Below are 17,645 nucleotides of genomic sequence, written 5' to 3'. Positions count from 1 at the left end.
TAGGACGGTCATCAATCGATCGTCTTATTTTATTATTTAATAATATCTTTAGAATATTATGTTAGTATTGATGTAGAGAAATTGAATCAACCAGGTAGCATTGTATAAAAATCTATTAATTTTGCCTAAAAAAGTAGAAAAGGAAGAGTTAATTTGAACCTTTGGGTATATTTCTTTCGGGAGATTACCTGTCCAATGTCGAATTTCCTTTTATTTTTAGTAGCTACAATGATTATCTTGATACTATGAAAAAAGCGGATTATATATTACATAACCATAATATTAATTTTCATATTCCAGGTCATGGTTCTATTACAGAAGAAGAACAGGAAATGTTAAATAGATTAAACTTTTCGAAGTATTATTTAGAACATCTAATGTCTTATAGTGGAGAATTATCAAAATATTGCCGTAAAAAGTTTAAGTTCTTTGAAGGGATGAAAAGTATTCACCAAGATAATAAAAAAATAGCAAGAGAAGAGAATGCCTAAGAAGTTTGGCTTGCACATATAAATGCGAGTTCATACCTGACTTATCTAGGTAATTCATTTTTTGATAACATCTTTACTTCGTTATTTTTAGTAACCGGTATATTGTTCATAGTTATTGCCTTTAAAGAAAAATCATAGTTTCTTCAACTATCAGGGCAATTGTTTAATAAGGGATATAGTATTAAAGGAATTTACTAAAGAAGATATCGGCTAGGGGGGATATTTTGATAGGTAGTATAGGTGGAATTACTGAAATAATAATCTCTATTTTAGTTTTTGTTTTACTTATAATTGGCTTGTGGTTTTGTAAAATTTATTCGTTTAAAGCAGGCATTTATTTTTTTCTATTGATCTTAATTCATAAAATTTATTCATTTGTAGCTCCTCCTTTAGTAGGACGTTATATAGACTGGCTAGGGGATGAGAATAAAAATTTATGGTTTGATATGACTACTGCAGAGTTAGTGGTTTTGTTTTCAATAATTCCTAATATACTTGAATTAGTTGCTTTCACTTTTTTAATTATTGGTTTTTATCGCTACTTAAACAGACGTGTGTGTTAATTCAAGAAGGATTAATCACTCTTTTTGTAGAAGTTATTAAACTATCTGGTCGGTAGTTCATGAAGATTTTAAATATATAAAGGATTTAAATGGAATTTAAGTGAGGAATGCAAATGAGTTATAGAAATGTTTTAGAAGAATATATCAAGTCTACAAACACGCATCATTTTGAGAATGTGAAACAGTTATTACACCCCAATGCAGTCTATTGGTTTTCCGATAAAACTTGTACATCAGTAGAAGAGATTCATAATTATTTGGAGAACTCTTGGAACATTATCAAGGAAGAAGTCTATTCAGTCTCAGATATACAATGGTTAGTAGTTGATGAAAATAGTGCAACTTGTATTTATACATATCACTATGAGGGGTATTATAATGAAAGCTTTGTATCTGGAAGTGGACGAGCTACAAATGTTTTTATAAAAGATCATGATCAAAAATGGAAATTAATCCACGAACATTTAAGCAGTAATTAATTACTCTTTTTCGGCTAACTCGTTGTTAATATAATTACGAGATAAATTAGTAAATACATAACAAGGAGAAACATTAATGAGACTGTGTTTTATTGGGGGAGGAATTCCTTTAACCGGGGAACTTGATAATGTAATGAATTATTTTTCACATCAGGTAGGAGCAGAAGATAAAGTCTTAATCATTCCTTTTGCAACCGAGGATTCAAAACTCGATAGATGGTTTGCCTTTGCAAAAATCCTTTGATTCAATAAAATATTTAACTATGTGTAAGTATTGGAAATTATAATTCATTCGAAAAAAGGGGGTAACATTTATGAGTAACTATGGCAGTCTCCATGAAAGAGATGGAAGATACGCTTTGGTTTTTGAACGTAAATATCCATTTAGTCCTGAAAAAGTATTTCGTTTTATAACGGATCCTGATTACTTTACTCAGTGGTATCCATTTGCAACTGGAGATATGGATCTTAGTGTTGGAGGAAAGATAATGTTCGATGATGGTGAAGGGTCAGTCTATGAGGCAGTTATTACCGAATTAATTCCTCCATATTTCTTTTGTTTTCAGGAAATTGATGATTTGTTAGAGATAAGAATACATGTAGCGGATCAAGGATGTACCTTGACATTTAGTCATACGTTTGATGATCAAACAATGGCGATATATATAGCGGCAGGATGGCATAGATGCTTGGATGTCCTTGGTCAATTAATCTATGGTCATACAGTAGAATGGGAAGATAATGCACTTGAATTACGTGAATACTACAAAACAAATTTGTATAAAAATTAGTTTACTTAAATATATGTAGCCGAATGCACAATAAGTTAATACGATTAATAATTGGTGGTTGTTTTTTTTTTGAAATTCACCCATGTAAATTGTAGAGCTTATTAAAGCTATAATCCCATTAACGATATTGTTGAGCACGATCAGGTATATCAACAAACAATTTCAACAAAACTAAATTTATGTAGTTGACTATGAAGAATTGAATATATAATATCCATAAATCTAGTTTATTAAACAGAGACTTAGTTGATAAAGGTGATTATTAGGAATGATCACCTATTTCTATTCTTATTAAATTTTGTCGGTACTTGTGAAAAAATAAAATATGTTGCAGTTTGTGCAATTTGGCTTACTTCATCGATGAATTTTTCTACATTAGTGAAAGTTTCAAATTGCATTTTAATCATATAACAAGCATTTCCTGCTATTCGATAACAAAATTCTACGTTTGGAAGCTTCTCTATATAATTTTTAAAAGACTTATAGTCACCATTTTTAACAGTTGCTTCAATAATGCACTGGATTGGTAAACCTAATTTCTCATAATCAACTTCTATAGTATATTTTTTTATAATGCCAAATGATTCCATTCGCCTCACTCGTTCCGTTACGGATGGTGAGGACAGATTCACCCTTCGCCCAAGCTCGCTCATTGATAAACGACTGTTATTATGTAGTTCATCTATAATCTTTTTGTCAATATCATCTATTTTCATTTTTAAAGTTTTCCTATCTTTAATTGTTGATTTTTGAAATTATTTATTTGATTATCGTTGCAAATTTAATGTTAATTACTTGTTATATTTTATATAATTAATTCACATATAAAATATAACAAGGAGGGACTTATATGGCAAGAATTGTTGAATCTAATTATGGGGAAACACCTTTTCAAAGATTATTGGGGCATAATAAGGATGTAATGGAAGGGTGGAGTCAGTTAGGTGATGTGTTAGAGAAAAATGGGATACTAAAATCTAATTTAAAGGAACAAGTAAGAAGAACATTAGCTCAAAGTAACGGATGTGAATATTGTAAAGCCAAAGGAAAACCAGATACAGGTAAGTTTGATGAAAAAACATCTATTGCAGTAGGATTTGCAGAAGTTTTCTTAAAACAAAAGGGAGATATAGCTGATTCAACTTTTGATGTTTTGAGAGAATGTTTCACTGAAGATGAAATAAGCGAATTATGTGCATTTATTTCTTTTACTACTGCTTCACAATATTTTGGTGCAATAATGAAATTATAACAGAATATAACCAATAGAATTATTCAACAAATGATTGCTTGTCTTTAATAAGAAGGCATCTTCGATGTGACTAAACCAAGTGATGAATATACAATAATTGTTCTTCAACTAATGGGTTAAATAGTTTAACAAGGTGATCATCTTTTTAACGAGGAATTTTAGTTGTAAAGGGATTAACAAAAAATTAACTGAGTAATTTGCTTCCTTAGTACTAATAGTATTAAAAACATATTTTTAAATAAAGAAAGGGTATATTTGATGATAAATAGTAGATTGAATCCTAAGGTTGATGAATATTTAAGTAAAGCCAATAAGTGGCAGGATGAATTTGAGAAATTGAGAGAAATCATTCTTGATTGTGAACTGACCGAAGAATTGAAGTGGAACAAGCCGTGTTACACGTTTCAGAAAAGTAATATAGTTATAATACAAGGATTTAAAGAATACGTTGCGCTTATGTTTTTCAAAGGTTCCTTATTAAAAGATCCAAATAGAATTCTAATCAAACCCGGGGAGAATTCGCAGGCACAGCGCCAGATTCGGTTCTCCAATGTACAAGAAATAGTTGAGATGGAAATGATTTTGAAGGATTATATTTATGCGGCAATTGAAGTGGAACAAGTCGGTTTGGAAGTGAAATTTAAAAAGACTACAGATTACGAAATCCCTGAAGAACTTCTAAATAAGTTTGATGATAACGCTAACTTGAAAACTGCATTTGAAGCTTTGACGCCGGGACGACAAAGAGCATATATTCTTTATTTTTCTAAAGCCAAACAGTCTAAAACTCGAGAGTCAAGGATTGAAAAATATATACCGAAAATTCTCAATGGAAAGGGATTAAATGATTAGAATTTTCGATGAGATAGTGAATTAATCTAACTTTAAGAAATTACCGCACTTTTCGTTTTATCAATCTGCTTATTGGTCAGAGGTAACATTGAATCAATTATTCTAGGATATCTTAAATGGCAACATCCAGAAGAATTATTTATTATAACTTCCGGTTTCGGAGAACTTATTGTTTTTTCTAAAGGTTGCTTTTTAATGTTTTTGAACCACAAAGATGTTAAAAGTTAATTTCCCAGGCAATCGTGTGAAAGTCGACTCCGAAGTCCACCAGGATACAATTTATAGCAAAAACGGACAGGCCCCAGTGTACTCAGTATTTGAAAACTCTAGATATAAAACCTGTCCTAGTAACCTACTAAAATACTCCATATTCTTTTAGATAGTTAATGGACTGTTGCTTTTATCTTGTAATCCAAGTTCTGCAACTTTATTTGCGTGTATTTGCGTAGTATCAAATAGTGGAATTTCTGTATCATCTTGTTTGATCAATAACGGAATTTCTGTACACCCTAGAATGATGCCTTCCGCACCATCCTCTACTAATTTTCTTATAATATCTAAATACTTCTCTTTAGACGAGTCCTTCAAATTTCCTTTACACAATTCATTGAAAATGACATCATGTATGACTTGCCTATCTTTTTCACTTGGTATTAGAACATCAATGTCGTGCTTGTTTAGCAATTTCTTGTAGAAAGATTGTTCCATCGTAAATTTTGTGCCGAGTAAACCAACTCTGGAAATAGACTGGTTTTGAATTTCGCTAACAACACAATCTACGATATGAATTAACGGTATATTGCAAGCTTTCTTGATATCATCTGCCATGAGATGCATTGTATTTGTACATATTACTATCAGTTCTGCACCACCTTTTTCTAAGCATTTTGCAGCCTCTACCATTCTACTTGTTGCTACTTCCCAATTACCTGATCTTTGAAGTGATGCAATTTCTTCAAAATCAAACGAATAAATTAAACATTTGGCAGAATGTATACCACCTAATTCCCGTTGAACATATCGATTGATATAAGAATAATAAACACTTGTTGATTCCCAGCTTAATCCACCAATTAATCCAATAGTTTTCACCACAATACGCCTCCTTTACATTAATTCAAAAATAGCATATTATACTGGTATTATATAGATCCAAAAAAAATAGATTTTTATAGTACCAGATTAATGGTGGTGATAATCTCATGTGGTTTCAAGTAAGTCGATCAGATAAAAAGACGTTAACATTGCAGGTTTATGAACAGCTAAGAGATTATATTTTAAATGGAACTGTAAAAGTTAATGACAAAATGCCTTCCACAAGGGAATTATCAAACTCTCTTGGTGTTTCTCGAAACATTATTATTGAAGTCTATGATCAGTTAGTCGCAGAGGGGTATTTAATCGTTCGTCCAAGATCTGGGACGTATGTTGCTCCGGGATCAACATTTAATAAGAGTCAACATCAACAATCCTATAACTCAGAGGAAAAGCATCATGAGAATACCAACAAGGAATTAATTGACTTCAAGGCTGCAACACCTGCTATGGATCATTTTCCCAGAAAAATATGGGGGAGATTGGCTAAAGAAGTGTACTATGATGCCCCAAATTCTATCTTTGGCTATCATTCTTCAGAGGGCATTATAGAACTAAAAGAGGAGTTATCTAGGTATCTTTTAAGGAACAGAGGAGTCGTAAGTCATCCTGATCAAATCATGATTACTTCCGGGGCAACTCAGGCATTATCATTAATTACCAACCTATTAATAAAAAATAACGAATATGTTGCTGTTGAAGATCCAGTGAGTGATGAGATGCGAACCATATTTTCCTATGGTGGTGCTGCCATATCTCCAATTCCTGTTGATGATAAAGGTATTAAACCAGAGGAACTTTCACAGGTGAATCCTCCTGGGTTTGTATTCATACTTCCTTCTCATCAATTTCCGTTAGGAGGAACCTTAACCATTCAAAGGAGAATTCAACTTATCGAATATGCACGTAAATTTAACTGCTATATAGTTGAAGATGATTATGATAGTGAATTTACATATGAGGGAACTCCTATACCTTCCGTTCAGGGGCTTAAACCAGATCGAGTGATTTATGTAGGTACATTTAGTAAAATTTTATCTCCTTCTTTAAGGATTGGGTATGTTGTATTGCCAACAAAATTAATAGATCGTTTCAAAAAAATAAAGTGGTTTACTGATAGACATAATTCATCCCTAGAGCAAATGATACTAGCTCGTTTTATCAAAGAAGGCTATATTGAGCGTCATGTTCGAAAGATGAAGAGAATTTACAAACAAAGAAGAGAGGCACTGGTCAAGAGTTTAAATCAACATTTCTCGGATTGTTCGATTTTGGGACATGCCGCTGGAATGCATTTAGTGGTAGAATTTCCATCCATCAAATTTAGTAAGCGTCTAATTCATTGGATACAAGAGCATTCTGTGAAAATTTACTCGGTTGAACAGTATTCTATTTTAAAAGGCAAACATTCCAATAAGATTGTTATGGGATACGGGAGCTTACCAACTGAAAAAATAGAAGAAGGTGTTAGAAGACTTAAAAAAGCCATAGAGACATATTGAATCAGAAAAAATCCAAAAGGTATTCTTGGATTCAGAGAACGTTCTCATGTCTATGTAATAATCCACGGGAAAGTGGAAGGGAATCATGAGTCTCAGCAGGTTATTTGTAAATAAGATAGTTTATCGGCATACAGTATACGAGTTGCAAGAATTAGATGAACGAGGCTTGGAAACATTATTCCCAAGCCTTGTAAATGCAAGCAACATTAGAAAGAAATGATCACAATTCACCTTTTTCATTTGTTTGTTCATATTAGGGCCTGCCTGGTTATAACCTTTTTTGTCTATCTAAAAAATTCTCAATCAGTATCTACTTAACGGTAGAACTTTTCAACTTTTCATTCCATAAATTTGCTTTTTTTAATGCAGACGAGTCTTTTAAAATTTCATTTGGTTTGTTTGCTTTACCAATAATATAATCGACAAATTCAATTCCTACATAGTTGAAAATATAATCAAACTGTTGTATCAGTGGTAGTGCGGAGATTTTGGGATCTGGATTGTTTCCAACAACAATAACATAAGCTTTTTTCTTTTTCATTTCTTCTTTGAAATCAAAACGATTATCCCTTAAATATTGACTCCATCTATCAATGAAATTCTTTAATTGACCAGACATTCCAAACCAATATAATGGTGTGACGAAAAATAGAGTGTCATGTTTTAGAAACTCTAAGAATAACCTTTCATAATCATCATTTACATCACTAAAATTTTCATTTGCATGTCTCTTATCTACTATAGGTTTTATTTCATTTTCCAATAGATAGATGGTTTTGTGGTCAATATCCTGTAAAGCCTTATTTACTAGATACTCTGTATTACCATTTCTTCTTGAACTCCCTAAAAGTGCCATAATGCTCATTGAATAACAACTCCTTCTGTAAATCGGTCGAAAATTTATTAATTCTTGGCATACTCTAATCCTAATTTATAGGCTTGATTTAGCCAATTTTCCATATAGCCCGGTTTTGCACCTATTGTTTCATATAAGAGCTTAAAATCTGAACTTGGAATTCCACAATAATCTGCTAAACCTATGTTAAAGTAATGGTCCATCATCTTGTCGTAACGTCTTTTAGTAAATCTTTCAATAGGGGCACCGGCTAGGCTAAGCCATAATACATGTTGGTGATTCAATTTATTCGGTCCATAAGCAAATCCGTAGTTCCATACACGATCAATGTATCCCTTTAACATGGCTGGCATACTCCACCACCAAAGCGGAAATACAAATGCCAATGCGTCAACTTTTTTCAATCTTTCCATTTCTACTTCAACTTCGGGTGAGAACTTTTGGGTATTAGTAGCCCATGTCGGTTCATCTTTCTCCCATAAAACCGGATCAAAATTGCTACGATATAAATCTAATATTTCAGCTTCATGCCCTGCGTCTATTAATCCTTGAACAAATCGGTTGGCAACCTTAAATGTTAAGGAATCTTTTCTGGGATGAGTTATAACAGTTAATATTTTCATATACTCTAACCCTTTCTTTTTTTATTTGAAAATGTTATACGTTCAGTTTATAGTAAGAATTAAGTTCAGTAAAATAGATGTTTTCGATATATTGATTCAGTAAAAATGATAATAAAGTAGAAAAGAGGTATGAAATGGAACTTCGCCACCTTATTACCTTTAAAACCATTGTTGAGACTGGTGGGTTTAAGAAAGCTGCTGAAGAATTAGGATATGCCCAGTCATCAGTTACTGGACATATCAAGGAATTAGAGGAAGAGTTAGGGAAACCGTTATTTGATCGTTTAGGTAGAAATATTACTTTAACTCAAGCAGGTAAAGACTTTTTTCCATACGCAATAGACATTATAAAACTTTATTCTAAGTCCAAAGAGGTAATAAATACATCAGATGGGCCTTCTGGTCAACTTACTATCGGAGCAAGTGAATCCTTGATGATCTACTGGTTGCCGGCTATCATTATGGAATTTATGGAAAAGTATCCAAACGTTGAATTAACACTAAAATCCCTTCATTATGAGGATTTGTCATCGCAATTAAAGAATGATGATATAGACGTTGCGATTCTAGTCGAATTACCTAATTGGAGTGTAAAAGATTTAACTACTGAAAAAATAAAGGATGAAACCCTTTCTCTGATAAAATCTGTTAGAAAAGTAAATAATACGACACCAGATACGATGCTTGTTACAGAATATTCATGTAGTTGGCGTCCTGCTGTAGAACAATATATAAAAAATGAAGGATATGAATCTATATCAAAAGTAGAATTACCCAGTGTTGAGGCAATTAAAAAGTGTGTTCTATGCGGACTAGGAAAATCTATGCTTCCCCAATTTATAATTAAAGAAGAATTAGACAATGGATTGATTGAGGAATTACAAGTAAATGGAGAATCCCAATCATTGGGGATTTATACAGCAATCCATAAGGGTAAATGGGTTTCAAAAAATTTAGAGGTATTTTTGGATCTCTTAATCTCGCAACGATAGTGGTTTCAATCGATTTTCAATCCGTATTCAGTGTTTTCTAACTGTGACTACATCCTTAAATTGTTATATTTCCTTTCTCTACTCTTGTTCAATCTTTAGACTTTTTCCCAATTTTGGGAGAAAGTTTTTTTTATAGTAGTAGAATATACTATACATTTTTGAAAAGAAAAGCGGAGGAATAACTACATTTGGGAGCAGAACCTAAAAATAGATGGGGTGGATTATAAGTATTCTGAATATATGGTAAAATAAAAAACGATAGATGTGAATATTTAAATTACATATGTACTTTAAAAAGTGGGTGGAATTAATGAATACAATTTATATTATATCTGGACCAGCAGGAGTTGGTAAATCCACAACTTCAAAGGGTCTTGCTGTACAGTTTGACAATAGTGCTTATATTGAGGGGGATTTTATCAATCATATGGTTATTGGTGGATACCTTCCACCGTGGGAAAGCGAAGAATTACTTTCACTAACTTGGGAAAATATAGCCGACTTAAGTATCAATTTTGTTCAGGCGAATATGAATGTAATCATTGATTATGTTGCTTTTCCAGAAGAAGTAGAAAAATTTTCTCAAAAGATTTATGCTGAGGTAAAAAGCGTAGAAATTATATATGTTGTATTATGGGTCGATAGTGCTGAACTGTTGAGAAGAGATGCTTTAAGGTTTAAAGAACATCAGATGGGAGTAAGATGTTTAGAATTAATGAATGATTTTGAAAGTAAAGGAATAGATAAACGCTTTCTCTATAATACAACCTACTTACAGCCATCAGATTTAGATGAAATCTTTCTGAATATAAGAGAAAATCCTTCATTCAAATATTAATTTTTACAACAAAGGGTGCTATTAGTTGAGAAAGAAAATCGATTAGTTTAAAAAAATAAGGGGGTAATTATGAAAAAGGGTAAATTTCAGTTTTTTTATATTATTAGTTTATTACTATTACTAATGATTTTAAGCAATAGGATGTATAACAATATAGGTGAACCTATTTTTTTAATAATTGTTATTATTGGTTCTCTGATAATAGGTCTGGTTGGGGTATATTTATTTGGAAAAGATATGAGAATTTATAAAAACTTGTATTTCGTAAGTTATATTATTACGATAGGGTTTGCGTTTGTACCAGTTCTAGGAGTTTATATCGAAAATGGTAATTATTATTATGGGTTCCCTGCTCAATGGTTCAGTTATTATTCGAATGGCTATGTTAACTTTGAGATATTAGGTTTTGTATTTAATTTTTTTATTATTTATTTAGTTCTTCGTTTTTTGACTAAAATAACCTCAAGTTTTTTTAAGAATAACCATACATAAATCAGTCATTTATATTAAAGTAACGGAGTCAATATTTAAAAAAGTCGATCATCGGAGTGTTAAGTTAACAAGGCATTATTGATGAATAAGAATAAAAGAATGGTATACACATTTACAGCGAAGATAAGTGGATTGTTGTTAGATATCATACTTAAAATAAGGAATCAATAATGTTATCAAAAGTTAAATGAGGTGTACTTATAGAAAATATGGAACATAATTCATATGAAAATTTAGAAAAAAATCTTAAAAGTTGTCGAATAGAGGGTTTTATCATAAACAAAGATGAAAAAAGGGTTTTTGAGTATTTTAAGAATAAGAAGGTCCAAGAAAAGCATTCGAAAGTTTATTCTATTACCAAAAGTATTACATCTATCTTAATTGGCATTTTAATAGATAGAGGTTTAATTCAAACTATACATTATCCCATATATAACTATTTCCCTGATATAATAAATAATAATGAATCAAGTAAAAGAAATATTACAATCTTTCATTTACTTACAATGACTTCTGGTCTTAAAGTAGCTAATTATCAAGCATCAAAAAACTGGGTTAATTCTATTTTGGAGCAGCCTGCTATTTATAATCCTGGAACAACCTTTCAGTATAATTCAGGGAATTCACATTTGCTTAGTGCCATTATTACTAAGGTTACTGACGTTTCAACAGCTGATTTTGCAAATGAAAGCCTCTTCAAACCATTAGGAATTAACAAGTATAGTTGGAGATCTGACCCTCAAGGTATTTATGAAGGTGGCTTTAGTTTATCTATGAACATTGATGATATGATGAAAATTGGCTTATTATTTTTAAATAATGGAAGATATAATGCGAAGCAGATTATTTCACCGATTTGGGTATCACAGTCTACTTCTGCTTACAAAAATGTCGGATTCTCAGAGTACGGAACTTACGGGTACGGTTTTCAACTATGGACGTTTGAGAGCAATAAAACGAAGGATTCAATTGATTATTACTATGCTAATGGAATTTTTGGACAATATATATTCGTAGTCCCAAAGTTAAATATAGTTGCAGTAGCAAAAAGTCAATTACAAGATAATAGAAAACATTTACCTAAACTCTATTTTGAAGAGTATTTACGGAGTTTGGTATGAATGAAAATACGAAGAGAAAAGTTGTGAGGAGAGAACTGATGCAAGAGGTATCTATGAAACTTGACACATATATAAATAATTATCTTAATTTGTGGGACTTTTACGGGGTTATTCAAGTCATTAAAAAAGATGAAATTCTTTTTGAAAGAGCATATGGTTATTCAAGTATTGAGTTTGGAATTAAAAATGAAATAAAATCTTGCTTCTCCATTGCCTCTATGTCTAAACAGTTTACTGCCTTTGCAATCATGCTCTTATATGACAAAAAAATGTTAGATATCGATAAACCTGCAAATCTTTTCCTCCCTATAGATTTGAAGATCGATGATTCGATTACTGTACATCACTTATTATCACATACTTCAGGGTTATATAATTTCTATAATTTTGAGAATGATTTTTTTGCTGAATATAATAGAATGAATTACTCAAGAATCGATTTTTTTAATTTATATATTAATAAAAAACCTATAAATCCATCAGGAAAAGAGTTTGATTACAATATTTCGAATTATAATCTACTTGCTTGGATTATTGAATATGTTTCAGGAGAAAATTATGAAGATTTTATTCGTAACAACATATTTATACCTTTGAATATGGCGAACAGTTATGTTGATGACGGATGTAAAACGATTAAAAATAGATCTTGTAATTATGTAAAAGATTTTGATGCAAACATAAAATCTCCTTATCATAACGAAAAATTTAGCATTGGTGCAGGTTCTATCATTTCAAACTCCGATGATCTATTCAAATGGTATTCCTGTTTGCGTGATCGGAAAATTCTATCGCAGAAAACTTATACACGATTTTTCAACAAGAACCAAGATAACTACTGTTATGGACTGGAACACCACCATGTTTACGGTACAGACAGATATTCTCACGGAGGAGATCACCTTGGTGTAACCACTTTTATGCAAAATTATTTTGATGAAGATATTTGTATAATCATTCTTTCGAATAATGAAGCTATCGATCAATATAGATTGGGGAATGCAATCTCTGATATTCTGCATCATGTTGATGTAACTCATCCGAACATTCATGAAGAATATTCCCTTAGCGAAGAACAGTTAAAAGAGTATTGTGGAACATACTTACAAAATAAGATTGAAATAGAACTCATCAAAGGAAATTTATACTTTACTAGGCTCAGGGGTAATCTTCATATTGAAATTTATCCGATAGGTAAAGGAAGATTTGTTCGAAGATATTCTGACCAAATTGCGCCATACAGAATAGCTAGGAATGAAAACGGTGATATGACTTTTTTCGGTTATATCAAGAAATAAGCTCCTCTATCAGAAAAAGAAATTAATTATAATGATAAAAAGTAAGATTAGTAAACTTGATTATCAACAACTCACAGAAGTTCTTTTAATAGCCTCTTTAACTACAGTGTATCATTAACTTCCAACGATTAAAGTGAAATGAAATCCTTTGACTGAAAGTACATAAGTAGTTGAATATGTTAATGATTTTCTTTAGAAATTGACGAGATAGTTGAAAAATGGTTTGGTGGAAAAGGTGTTGTAGGATTTTTTTGAAAAGAGAATTAAAATGAATAAAGCAACAAGCTTAAATGCAAAGAGAAATGAGGTTTGAACGAGCAATTAGATAAACTTATTCGAGAAAATTTTCCGCATTTAGAACTTAGAGTGCCCAAATGAAGTCGTAGAAACGTCAAACGGTAACTCAACGCCGCTATGAGTGCCCAAATGGAGTCGGAGAAACGTCAAACGGTAACTCATCGCGAGTATGAGTGCCCAAACGAAGCCGGAGAAACACCAAACGGTAACTCATCGCGAGTATGAGTGCCCAAATGAAGTCGTAGAAACGTCAAACAGTAACTCATCACCGCTATGAGTGCCCAAATGGAGTCGTAGAAACACCAACGGTAACTCAACGCCGCTATGAGTGCAACCTCTATTTTACTTATGGAAATATGGAATCAGATTTGAAATTTCTATGCCTTGGGTGGACCATGAGAACAAAATTAATCTTCAGCAAATAAAAGAAAGAACGGTTACAATATTCAATAAGGTGTTTAATAATATGGATGAAATGTTCCTTATTACGGATATACATTGTGAACAAAACAATACATTCTTGCAAAAGAGACCAACAAAAGTGTACCAGAAATATATAAAGAGTAAAGAGACCGTAAGAAAACTTCAACATAGAGTTTTACCGAATATGTTGGAAGATGAAGAAATGGTTACGCATAGATTTGTTCTGCACTGTAAAAAGAAAGACATTCGATTAAATCACTTTTAAATGCAATTAGTTATGAAGATTTCCCACATCAAGAGAAAATTTTAAAAGGGTTTCCGCGAAGTGGAATTGACATATATTTTGTCAATATTACTAAGAAAATGATTTACCATTTATATGATGATCGAGGTTGTGACGTTATTGCATCTAATAAAGAGGATTTATATTCACTTTATAAAGAATGTAACAAGTGGATATTGGACTATGACCGAGTCGAAATAGATAAAGTCTTCAAAAAAGAATATTGAGCTAACGCAGCAGCTTAATAAATAATAGAATTATCCTATAATGTAAATTCAGAAGTGTGGTGGGGGTGTTTTATATATGGGTTATGGTGTGGAGTCAGATTTTGGAATTAGATTAGTATTATTGTTAGCTATTGTTTTATTATTGTTGGTTTCATTTCATACAATAATGAGAAAATGGTTGAATGTGGAGAGGAAGAAATTCCTTTCCAATAATTACGTTAATGGGAAACATAAAAGTATTGAATGGACAATTAGAATTGTGACTATTGTCAGTCTTTTGTTAGGGTATGGTATAAACATTACAAGAGACCCAGCACATTGGTACTGGTTTTTACAGCCGTGGTTTATACTAATTATTTTTGCTTTTGTTTCTCAGATAGTTAGTGCTGTTATGGAACGAAAGTATGCACAAAATCCTAATGCTTATAAAGTGACAATTAGTGAAACAATATTTTTGCTTATTTTGCTCATTACCTTATTCAATACTGATTTTTTTGGATTAATCTAAGTTATGAAATATTGAATTAAAGAGGGTAGTAGTTGAATAAGATGATTTACTAATGTAATAGGACGATTGAATGATAGAAAGTTAGGTGCGTGAGGGGAAAAACGGTGATTGAATTTATTATCAGCAATATCTTTTGGTTAATCATTTTGGTAGTGATAATAGCAGTGCTAATTATTATAAGGTTTAAGTAAAAATATACCTGATCTAACGGGAGATATATTCCAATAATAAATGTATCACCTTTTAGTTATTCAATTACCGCTGCAGGTTTTGTTCAATAAGGAGAATTTCTATCTATCGAAGAACCTTAATAATTGAATGATATTGGAGGAGCATTATGTAGTTCAATACATATAGGAGCATTCCTGTAATGAAGAAATTTGAGGGTTGAAAAAAGTAAAACAGAGCGATTAAAATGGACCGTCTTTTCTATTGTAAAATCTCTCGATAATTTGTTTGGAATATTTTGTTAGTATTGAAGTGTGGAGTATTAAGCTAACAAGGCAGGTTAATGGAATTTAAGATTGTTGCGAAGTATTTTAGTAAAAATGTTTTTAGATTGGGGGAGGCTCTTTGATAAAAAATTTTTTCTTGTTCAGTTCTTTCTTATTTTTGTTCTTATTATTAAGCTCTGGTTGTACTAATTCAAGTGAAGATATAGCTACCATTTCAGTTAATTCAGATTCTGAATTTGCGAACACCTTTGAAGGGTTAAATTTAGGGATACTATTCGATTTTAATTTCAAATTACCTAATGCAGATAAAAGTTGGGTAAATCTTTGGGTAGAAAGGTACAATGATGGTAAAAAAGATTCTCAACCATTGACGCAATTATCTTACGGTAACAGCCCAAATGAATTTGAGGAAGGGAATTTGGGGTTTGGGATGATAAATCCTAATTCAGAAGATACTATAGTAGTTCTATATGGACCTGGTGTAAGCGCTCAACAATCAATAATCGAAAATGAATCTAAGACCGATATTATAAGTTCTTGGAACTATGCCATGGATAATAAAGAAGTAAATTTAGAATTAGGTGAAACAAAAATATTAGCAGCATATCGTGAAACAAAAAGCAACTCTATAAGTACGGTTGATTTACAAGATGAGGAATCAATAAAGAGAATGATTAAACAAGATGATATGGTACTACTACTGAAGATAAATATAGAAGAAAAAAATATGAATCATAACTAAAGGACTGTATGTACTACATTGTGAAGTAACGCACTTAATCTATAGGGGGCATGAGGTGAAAAAGATGGTCACTAAATTTGATCATCTTTTTCTTTTGGTAAAATTCAAATGTTATTTTGGAATATTATGTTAGTATTGAAATATTGAGTTAATTAGTTAACGGAGTAGTAGAGTTGAATATTGAGAGGGGGGAATATATTGGGGATAAGAAGAAGATAAATCTTACAGTCATATATATTTTTTCAAGACCCAGACGGACATTTGTGGGAAGTTGTTTGGAATCCAGCATGGAAATTTACAAGAATAAGTAAAGTATATCTTCATCTTCAGTTAAAGGATGCAAGAGTGAAATAAAGGATCATCACATTGATGGTCTTTATTTTCGGGGTTAATATTTAGAATATTATGTTAAGATTATACTAACTGGGCAGGTTTACTTAACGAGTTTTAGGAGGGAAGCGATAATGAAATATCTTGTTTTGATTGGTAGTATAATACTTCTCGGTGTGATAATAGGCTGTTCAGAAGAAAAAGAAGCGTTTGATGATGAGAATATAAATATCGAAGTCAAATCAAATACAATTGAAATAAAAAATGAATCTGGTTTTGATTTAGATAACCTTTCTTTGAAAATAAGCTATCCATATGATGCGGAAAAATCAAATAATACCAGTGCTGAAAGAGAAACGGTTAAATTTGTGGAAGATTTCAATATTAGATCTGATAAAACTAGGGAAATTTCAATGCCATTAAAACTCAAAGAGGACGGGATAGAAACTATTAATTTAGAAATTGACCTTAAGGGTAATGTAGTTGAAGGGAATGAAAAAGTACCTTTTAATATAGGGGGTTCGTTAAGTGGATTAGTTATAAACCCTTAACCTAATTGATTTATCTCAGTTAATAGAAATTTAATTCTTATTCAACTAAAGATTGATGTTTAACTTGTGTTCCGCAATCGGGCAATTTTGCGGAATAAATAAAACCTATACTGAAATGGGGTACATAAAGTGAATCGGATACTTTGTAGTGTGGTTATAATTATTTGTTTAATTGTTATAAACGGGTGTAGTGGAGCAAAGGAGAATGAGAAATTTAAAATTTCCGATGGTGACCCAGTTGTTATGACTCACGATATAGAAGATGGTATGGAAGAAAAACTTAAAGGTGTTCTTGAATACGATAATGAAACGAAATGTTTGTATATTAAGAGTACCATCAAAGATGATTTAAATAAAATTAAGGTACCCATTTGGCCAAAAGGTACTACTGCATATACAGAAAATGATCTACATGGTGTTAAAATTCCAGACCATGGAACCGTTCTTGAAGGAGATACTGTAGAAGGTGGTGGTGGTGGAGTTGATGCTTCGACTTTAGAAAGTGACTGTCTGGAAAAGGGTATAACTTTTGGAGTTACAAGCTTCAATAAATAAAAAGCATAGTTCCATTGTTTAACAAGATA

At 31.6% G+C, this 17,645-nt stretch carries 21 protein-coding genes and 1 pseudogene; 18 read left to right on the top strand and 4 right to left on the bottom strand.

Translation table 11 applies throughout. The annotated features are described in order from the left end of the window. Positions 1–161: 161 nt before the first annotated feature. The 5 genes from GMD78_RS05490 (at position 162) to GMD78_RS05470 (ending at position 2,324) form a co-directional block, all read left to right on the top strand. Positions 162–491, top strand: coding sequence for a hypothetical protein (locus GMD78_RS05490; RefSeq protein ID WP_196493739.1), 330 nt, complete (start codon positions 162–164; stop codon positions 489–491). 224 nt (positions 492–715) lie between these two features. Next, complete coding sequence (locus GMD78_RS05485) at positions 716–1,054, top strand: hypothetical protein (RefSeq protein ID WP_155667743.1); 339 nt, start codon at positions 716–718, stop codon at positions 1,052–1,054. 113 nt (positions 1,055–1,167) lie between these two features. Next, positions 1,168–1,533 (top strand): YybH family protein, encoded by a 366-nt coding sequence (locus GMD78_RS05480; protein ID WP_155667741.1) that lies wholly within the window; start codon positions 1,168–1,170, stop codon positions 1,531–1,533. Between the two features lie 76 nt (positions 1,534–1,609). Next, positions 1,610–1,777, top strand: coding sequence for a hypothetical protein (locus GMD78_RS05475; RefSeq protein WP_155667739.1), 168 nt, complete (start codon positions 1,610–1,612; stop codon positions 1,775–1,777). Between the two features lie 70 nt (positions 1,778–1,847). Beyond that, a complete protein-coding gene (locus tag GMD78_RS05470) occupies positions 1,848–2,324 on the top strand; it encodes an SRPBCC family protein (RefSeq protein ID WP_155667737.1) in 477 nt (158 codons plus the stop codon). 272 nt (positions 2,325–2,596) lie between these two features. Here GMD78_RS05470 and GMD78_RS05465 read toward each other — a convergent pair whose 3' ends face one another. Then, complete coding sequence (locus GMD78_RS05465; RefSeq protein ID WP_155667736.1) at positions 2,597–3,040, bottom strand: Lrp/AsnC family transcriptional regulator; 444 nt, start codon at positions 3,038–3,040, stop codon at positions 2,597–2,599. A 134-nt stretch (positions 3,041–3,174) separates the two neighbouring features. Here GMD78_RS05465 and GMD78_RS05460 point away from each other — a divergent pair, with 134 nt between their 5' ends. Beyond that, positions 3,175–3,576 carry a carboxymuconolactone decarboxylase family protein gene (locus GMD78_RS05460; RefSeq protein ID WP_155667734.1) on the top strand — a complete coding sequence of 134 codons (402 nt, stop codon included), beginning with the start codon at positions 3,175–3,177 and terminating at the stop codon, positions 3,574–3,576. A 258-nt stretch (positions 3,577–3,834) separates the two neighbouring features. After that, positions 3,835–4,428 carry a YdeI/OmpD-associated family protein gene (locus GMD78_RS05455; RefSeq protein ID WP_155667732.1) on the top strand — a complete coding sequence of 198 codons (594 nt, stop codon included), beginning with the start codon at positions 3,835–3,837 and terminating at the stop codon, positions 4,426–4,428. Between the two features lie 375 nt (positions 4,429–4,803). Here GMD78_RS05455 and GMD78_RS05450 read toward each other — a convergent pair whose 3' ends face one another. Then, positions 4,804–5,520 (bottom strand): aspartate/glutamate racemase family protein, encoded by a 717-nt coding sequence (locus tag GMD78_RS05450; protein ID WP_343042160.1) that lies wholly within the window; start codon positions 5,518–5,520, stop codon positions 4,804–4,806. A 110-nt stretch (positions 5,521–5,630) separates the two neighbouring features. Here GMD78_RS05450 and pdxR point away from each other — a divergent pair, with 110 nt between their 5' ends. Next, the gene (gene pdxR, locus GMD78_RS05445; RefSeq protein WP_155667730.1) at positions 5,631–7,025 is read left to right on the top strand and encodes a MocR-like pyridoxine biosynthesis transcription factor PdxR; all 1,395 of its coding nucleotides are present in this window, start codon (positions 5,631–5,633) and stop codon (positions 7,023–7,025) included. A gap of 310 nt (positions 7,026–7,335) precedes the next feature. Here pdxR and GMD78_RS05440 read toward each other — a convergent pair whose 3' ends face one another. Together GMD78_RS05440 and GMD78_RS05435 are read right to left on the bottom strand one after the other, a co-directional pair. Further along, positions 7,336–7,884 (bottom strand): flavodoxin family protein, encoded by a 549-nt coding sequence (locus GMD78_RS05440; RefSeq protein ID WP_343042159.1) that lies wholly within the window; start codon positions 7,882–7,884, stop codon positions 7,336–7,338. A 44-nt stretch (positions 7,885–7,928) separates the two neighbouring features. After that, a complete protein-coding gene (locus GMD78_RS05435; protein ID WP_155667726.1) occupies positions 7,929–8,504 on the bottom strand; it encodes an NAD(P)H oxidoreductase in 576 nt (191 codons plus the stop codon). Positions 8,505–8,638: 134 nt separating this feature from the next. Here GMD78_RS05435 and GMD78_RS05430 point away from each other — a divergent pair, with 134 nt between their 5' ends. The 10 genes and pseudogenes from GMD78_RS05430 (at position 8,639) to GMD78_RS05385 (ending at position 17,616) form a co-directional block, all read left to right on the top strand. Next, complete coding sequence (locus GMD78_RS05430) at positions 8,639–9,496, top strand: LysR family transcriptional regulator (protein ID WP_155667724.1); 858 nt, start codon at positions 8,639–8,641, stop codon at positions 9,494–9,496. A 310-nt stretch (positions 9,497–9,806) separates the two neighbouring features. After that, positions 9,807–10,334 carry a nucleoside/nucleotide kinase family protein gene (locus GMD78_RS05425; RefSeq protein WP_155667723.1) on the top strand — a complete coding sequence of 176 codons (528 nt, stop codon included), beginning with the start codon at positions 9,807–9,809 and terminating at the stop codon, positions 10,332–10,334. Positions 10,335–10,403: 69 nt separating this feature from the next. Then, positions 10,404–10,826, top strand: a complete 423-nt coding sequence (locus GMD78_RS05420; protein WP_155667722.1) for a hypothetical protein — start codon at positions 10,404–10,406, stop codon at positions 10,824–10,826. Positions 10,827–11,035: 209 nt separating this feature from the next. Then, complete coding sequence (locus tag GMD78_RS05415; protein ID WP_155667721.1) at positions 11,036–11,947, top strand: serine hydrolase domain-containing protein; 912 nt, start codon at positions 11,036–11,038, stop codon at positions 11,945–11,947. Positions 11,948–11,985: 38 nt separating this feature from the next. Then, the gene (locus GMD78_RS05410; RefSeq protein WP_155667720.1) at positions 11,986–13,245 is read left to right on the top strand and encodes a serine hydrolase domain-containing protein; all 1,260 of its coding nucleotides are present in this window, start codon (positions 11,986–11,988) and stop codon (positions 13,243–13,245) included. Between the two features lie 676 nt (positions 13,246–13,921). Beyond that, positions 13,922–14,475: pseudogene (locus GMD78_RS21925) on the top strand (DUF3885 domain-containing protein). Positions 14,476–14,551: 76 nt separating this feature from the next. Next, the gene (locus tag GMD78_RS05400; RefSeq protein WP_155667719.1) at positions 14,552–14,983 is read left to right on the top strand and encodes a DUF4181 domain-containing protein; all 432 of its coding nucleotides are present in this window, start codon (positions 14,552–14,554) and stop codon (positions 14,981–14,983) included. A gap of 573 nt (positions 14,984–15,556) precedes the next feature. Then, positions 15,557–16,180, top strand: a complete 624-nt coding sequence (locus GMD78_RS05395; RefSeq protein ID WP_155667718.1) for a hypothetical protein — start codon at positions 15,557–15,559, stop codon at positions 16,178–16,180. Between the two features lie 464 nt (positions 16,181–16,644). Beyond that, positions 16,645–17,061, top strand: coding sequence for a hypothetical protein (locus tag GMD78_RS05390; protein ID WP_155667717.1), 417 nt, complete (start codon positions 16,645–16,647; stop codon positions 17,059–17,061). A gap of 129 nt (positions 17,062–17,190) precedes the next feature. After that, positions 17,191–17,616: a hypothetical protein gene (locus tag GMD78_RS05385; RefSeq protein WP_196493738.1), complete on the top strand. Its 426-nt coding sequence runs from the start codon at positions 17,191–17,193 to the stop codon at positions 17,614–17,616. Positions 17,617–17,645: the final 29 nt, after the last annotated feature.

Source organism: Ornithinibacillus caprae (assembly GCF_009728145.1).
Classification (GTDB): Bacteria; Bacillota; Bacilli; order Bacillales; family Amphibacillaceae; genus Ornithinibacillus; species Ornithinibacillus caprae.
The sequence above is the reverse complement of the archived record's forward strand: the minus strand, read 5'-3'. Positions and strand labels throughout refer to the sequence as shown.

Coding starts and splice junctions, on each gene's coding strand:
- GMD78_RS05460 (WP_155667734.1), top strand. CDS start 3,175: ATGGCAAGAATTGTTGAATCTAATTATGGGGAAACACCTTTTCAAAGA.
- GMD78_RS05480 (WP_155667741.1), top strand. CDS start 1,168: ATGAGTTATAGAAATGTTTTAGAAGAATATATCAAGTCTACAAACACG.
- GMD78_RS05410 (WP_155667720.1), top strand. CDS start 11,986: ATGCAAGAGGTATCTATGAAACTTGACACATATATAAATAATTATCTT.
- GMD78_RS05465 (WP_155667736.1), bottom strand. CDS start 3,040: ATGAAAATAGATGATATTGACAAAAAGATTATAGATGAACTACATAAT.
- GMD78_RS05420 (WP_155667722.1), top strand. CDS start 10,404: ATGAAAAAGGGTAAATTTCAGTTTTTTTATATTATTAGTTTATTACTA.
- GMD78_RS05470 (WP_155667737.1), top strand. CDS start 1,848: ATGAGTAACTATGGCAGTCTCCATGAAAGAGATGGAAGATACGCTTTG.
- GMD78_RS05400 (WP_155667719.1), top strand. CDS start 14,552: ATGGGTTATGGTGTGGAGTCAGATTTTGGAATTAGATTAGTATTATTG.
- GMD78_RS05435 (WP_155667726.1), bottom strand. CDS start 8,504: ATGAAAATATTAACTGTTATAACTCATCCCAGAAAAGATTCCTTAACA.
- GMD78_RS05455 (WP_155667732.1), top strand. CDS start 3,835: ATGATAAATAGTAGATTGAATCCTAAGGTTGATGAATATTTAAGTAAA.
- GMD78_RS05415 (WP_155667721.1), top strand. CDS start 11,036: ATGGAACATAATTCATATGAAAATTTAGAAAAAAATCTTAAAAGTTGT.
- GMD78_RS05430 (WP_155667724.1), top strand. CDS start 8,639: ATGGAACTTCGCCACCTTATTACCTTTAAAACCATTGTTGAGACTGGT.
- GMD78_RS05475 (WP_155667739.1), top strand. CDS start 1,610: ATGAGACTGTGTTTTATTGGGGGAGGAATTCCTTTAACCGGGGAACTT.
- pdxR (WP_155667730.1), top strand. CDS start 5,631: ATGTGGTTTCAAGTAAGTCGATCAGATAAAAAGACGTTAACATTGCAG.
- GMD78_RS05390 (WP_155667717.1), top strand. CDS start 16,645: ATGAAATATCTTGTTTTGATTGGTAGTATAATACTTCTCGGTGTGATA.
- GMD78_RS05425 (WP_155667723.1), top strand. CDS start 9,807: ATGAATACAATTTATATTATATCTGGACCAGCAGGAGTTGGTAAATCC.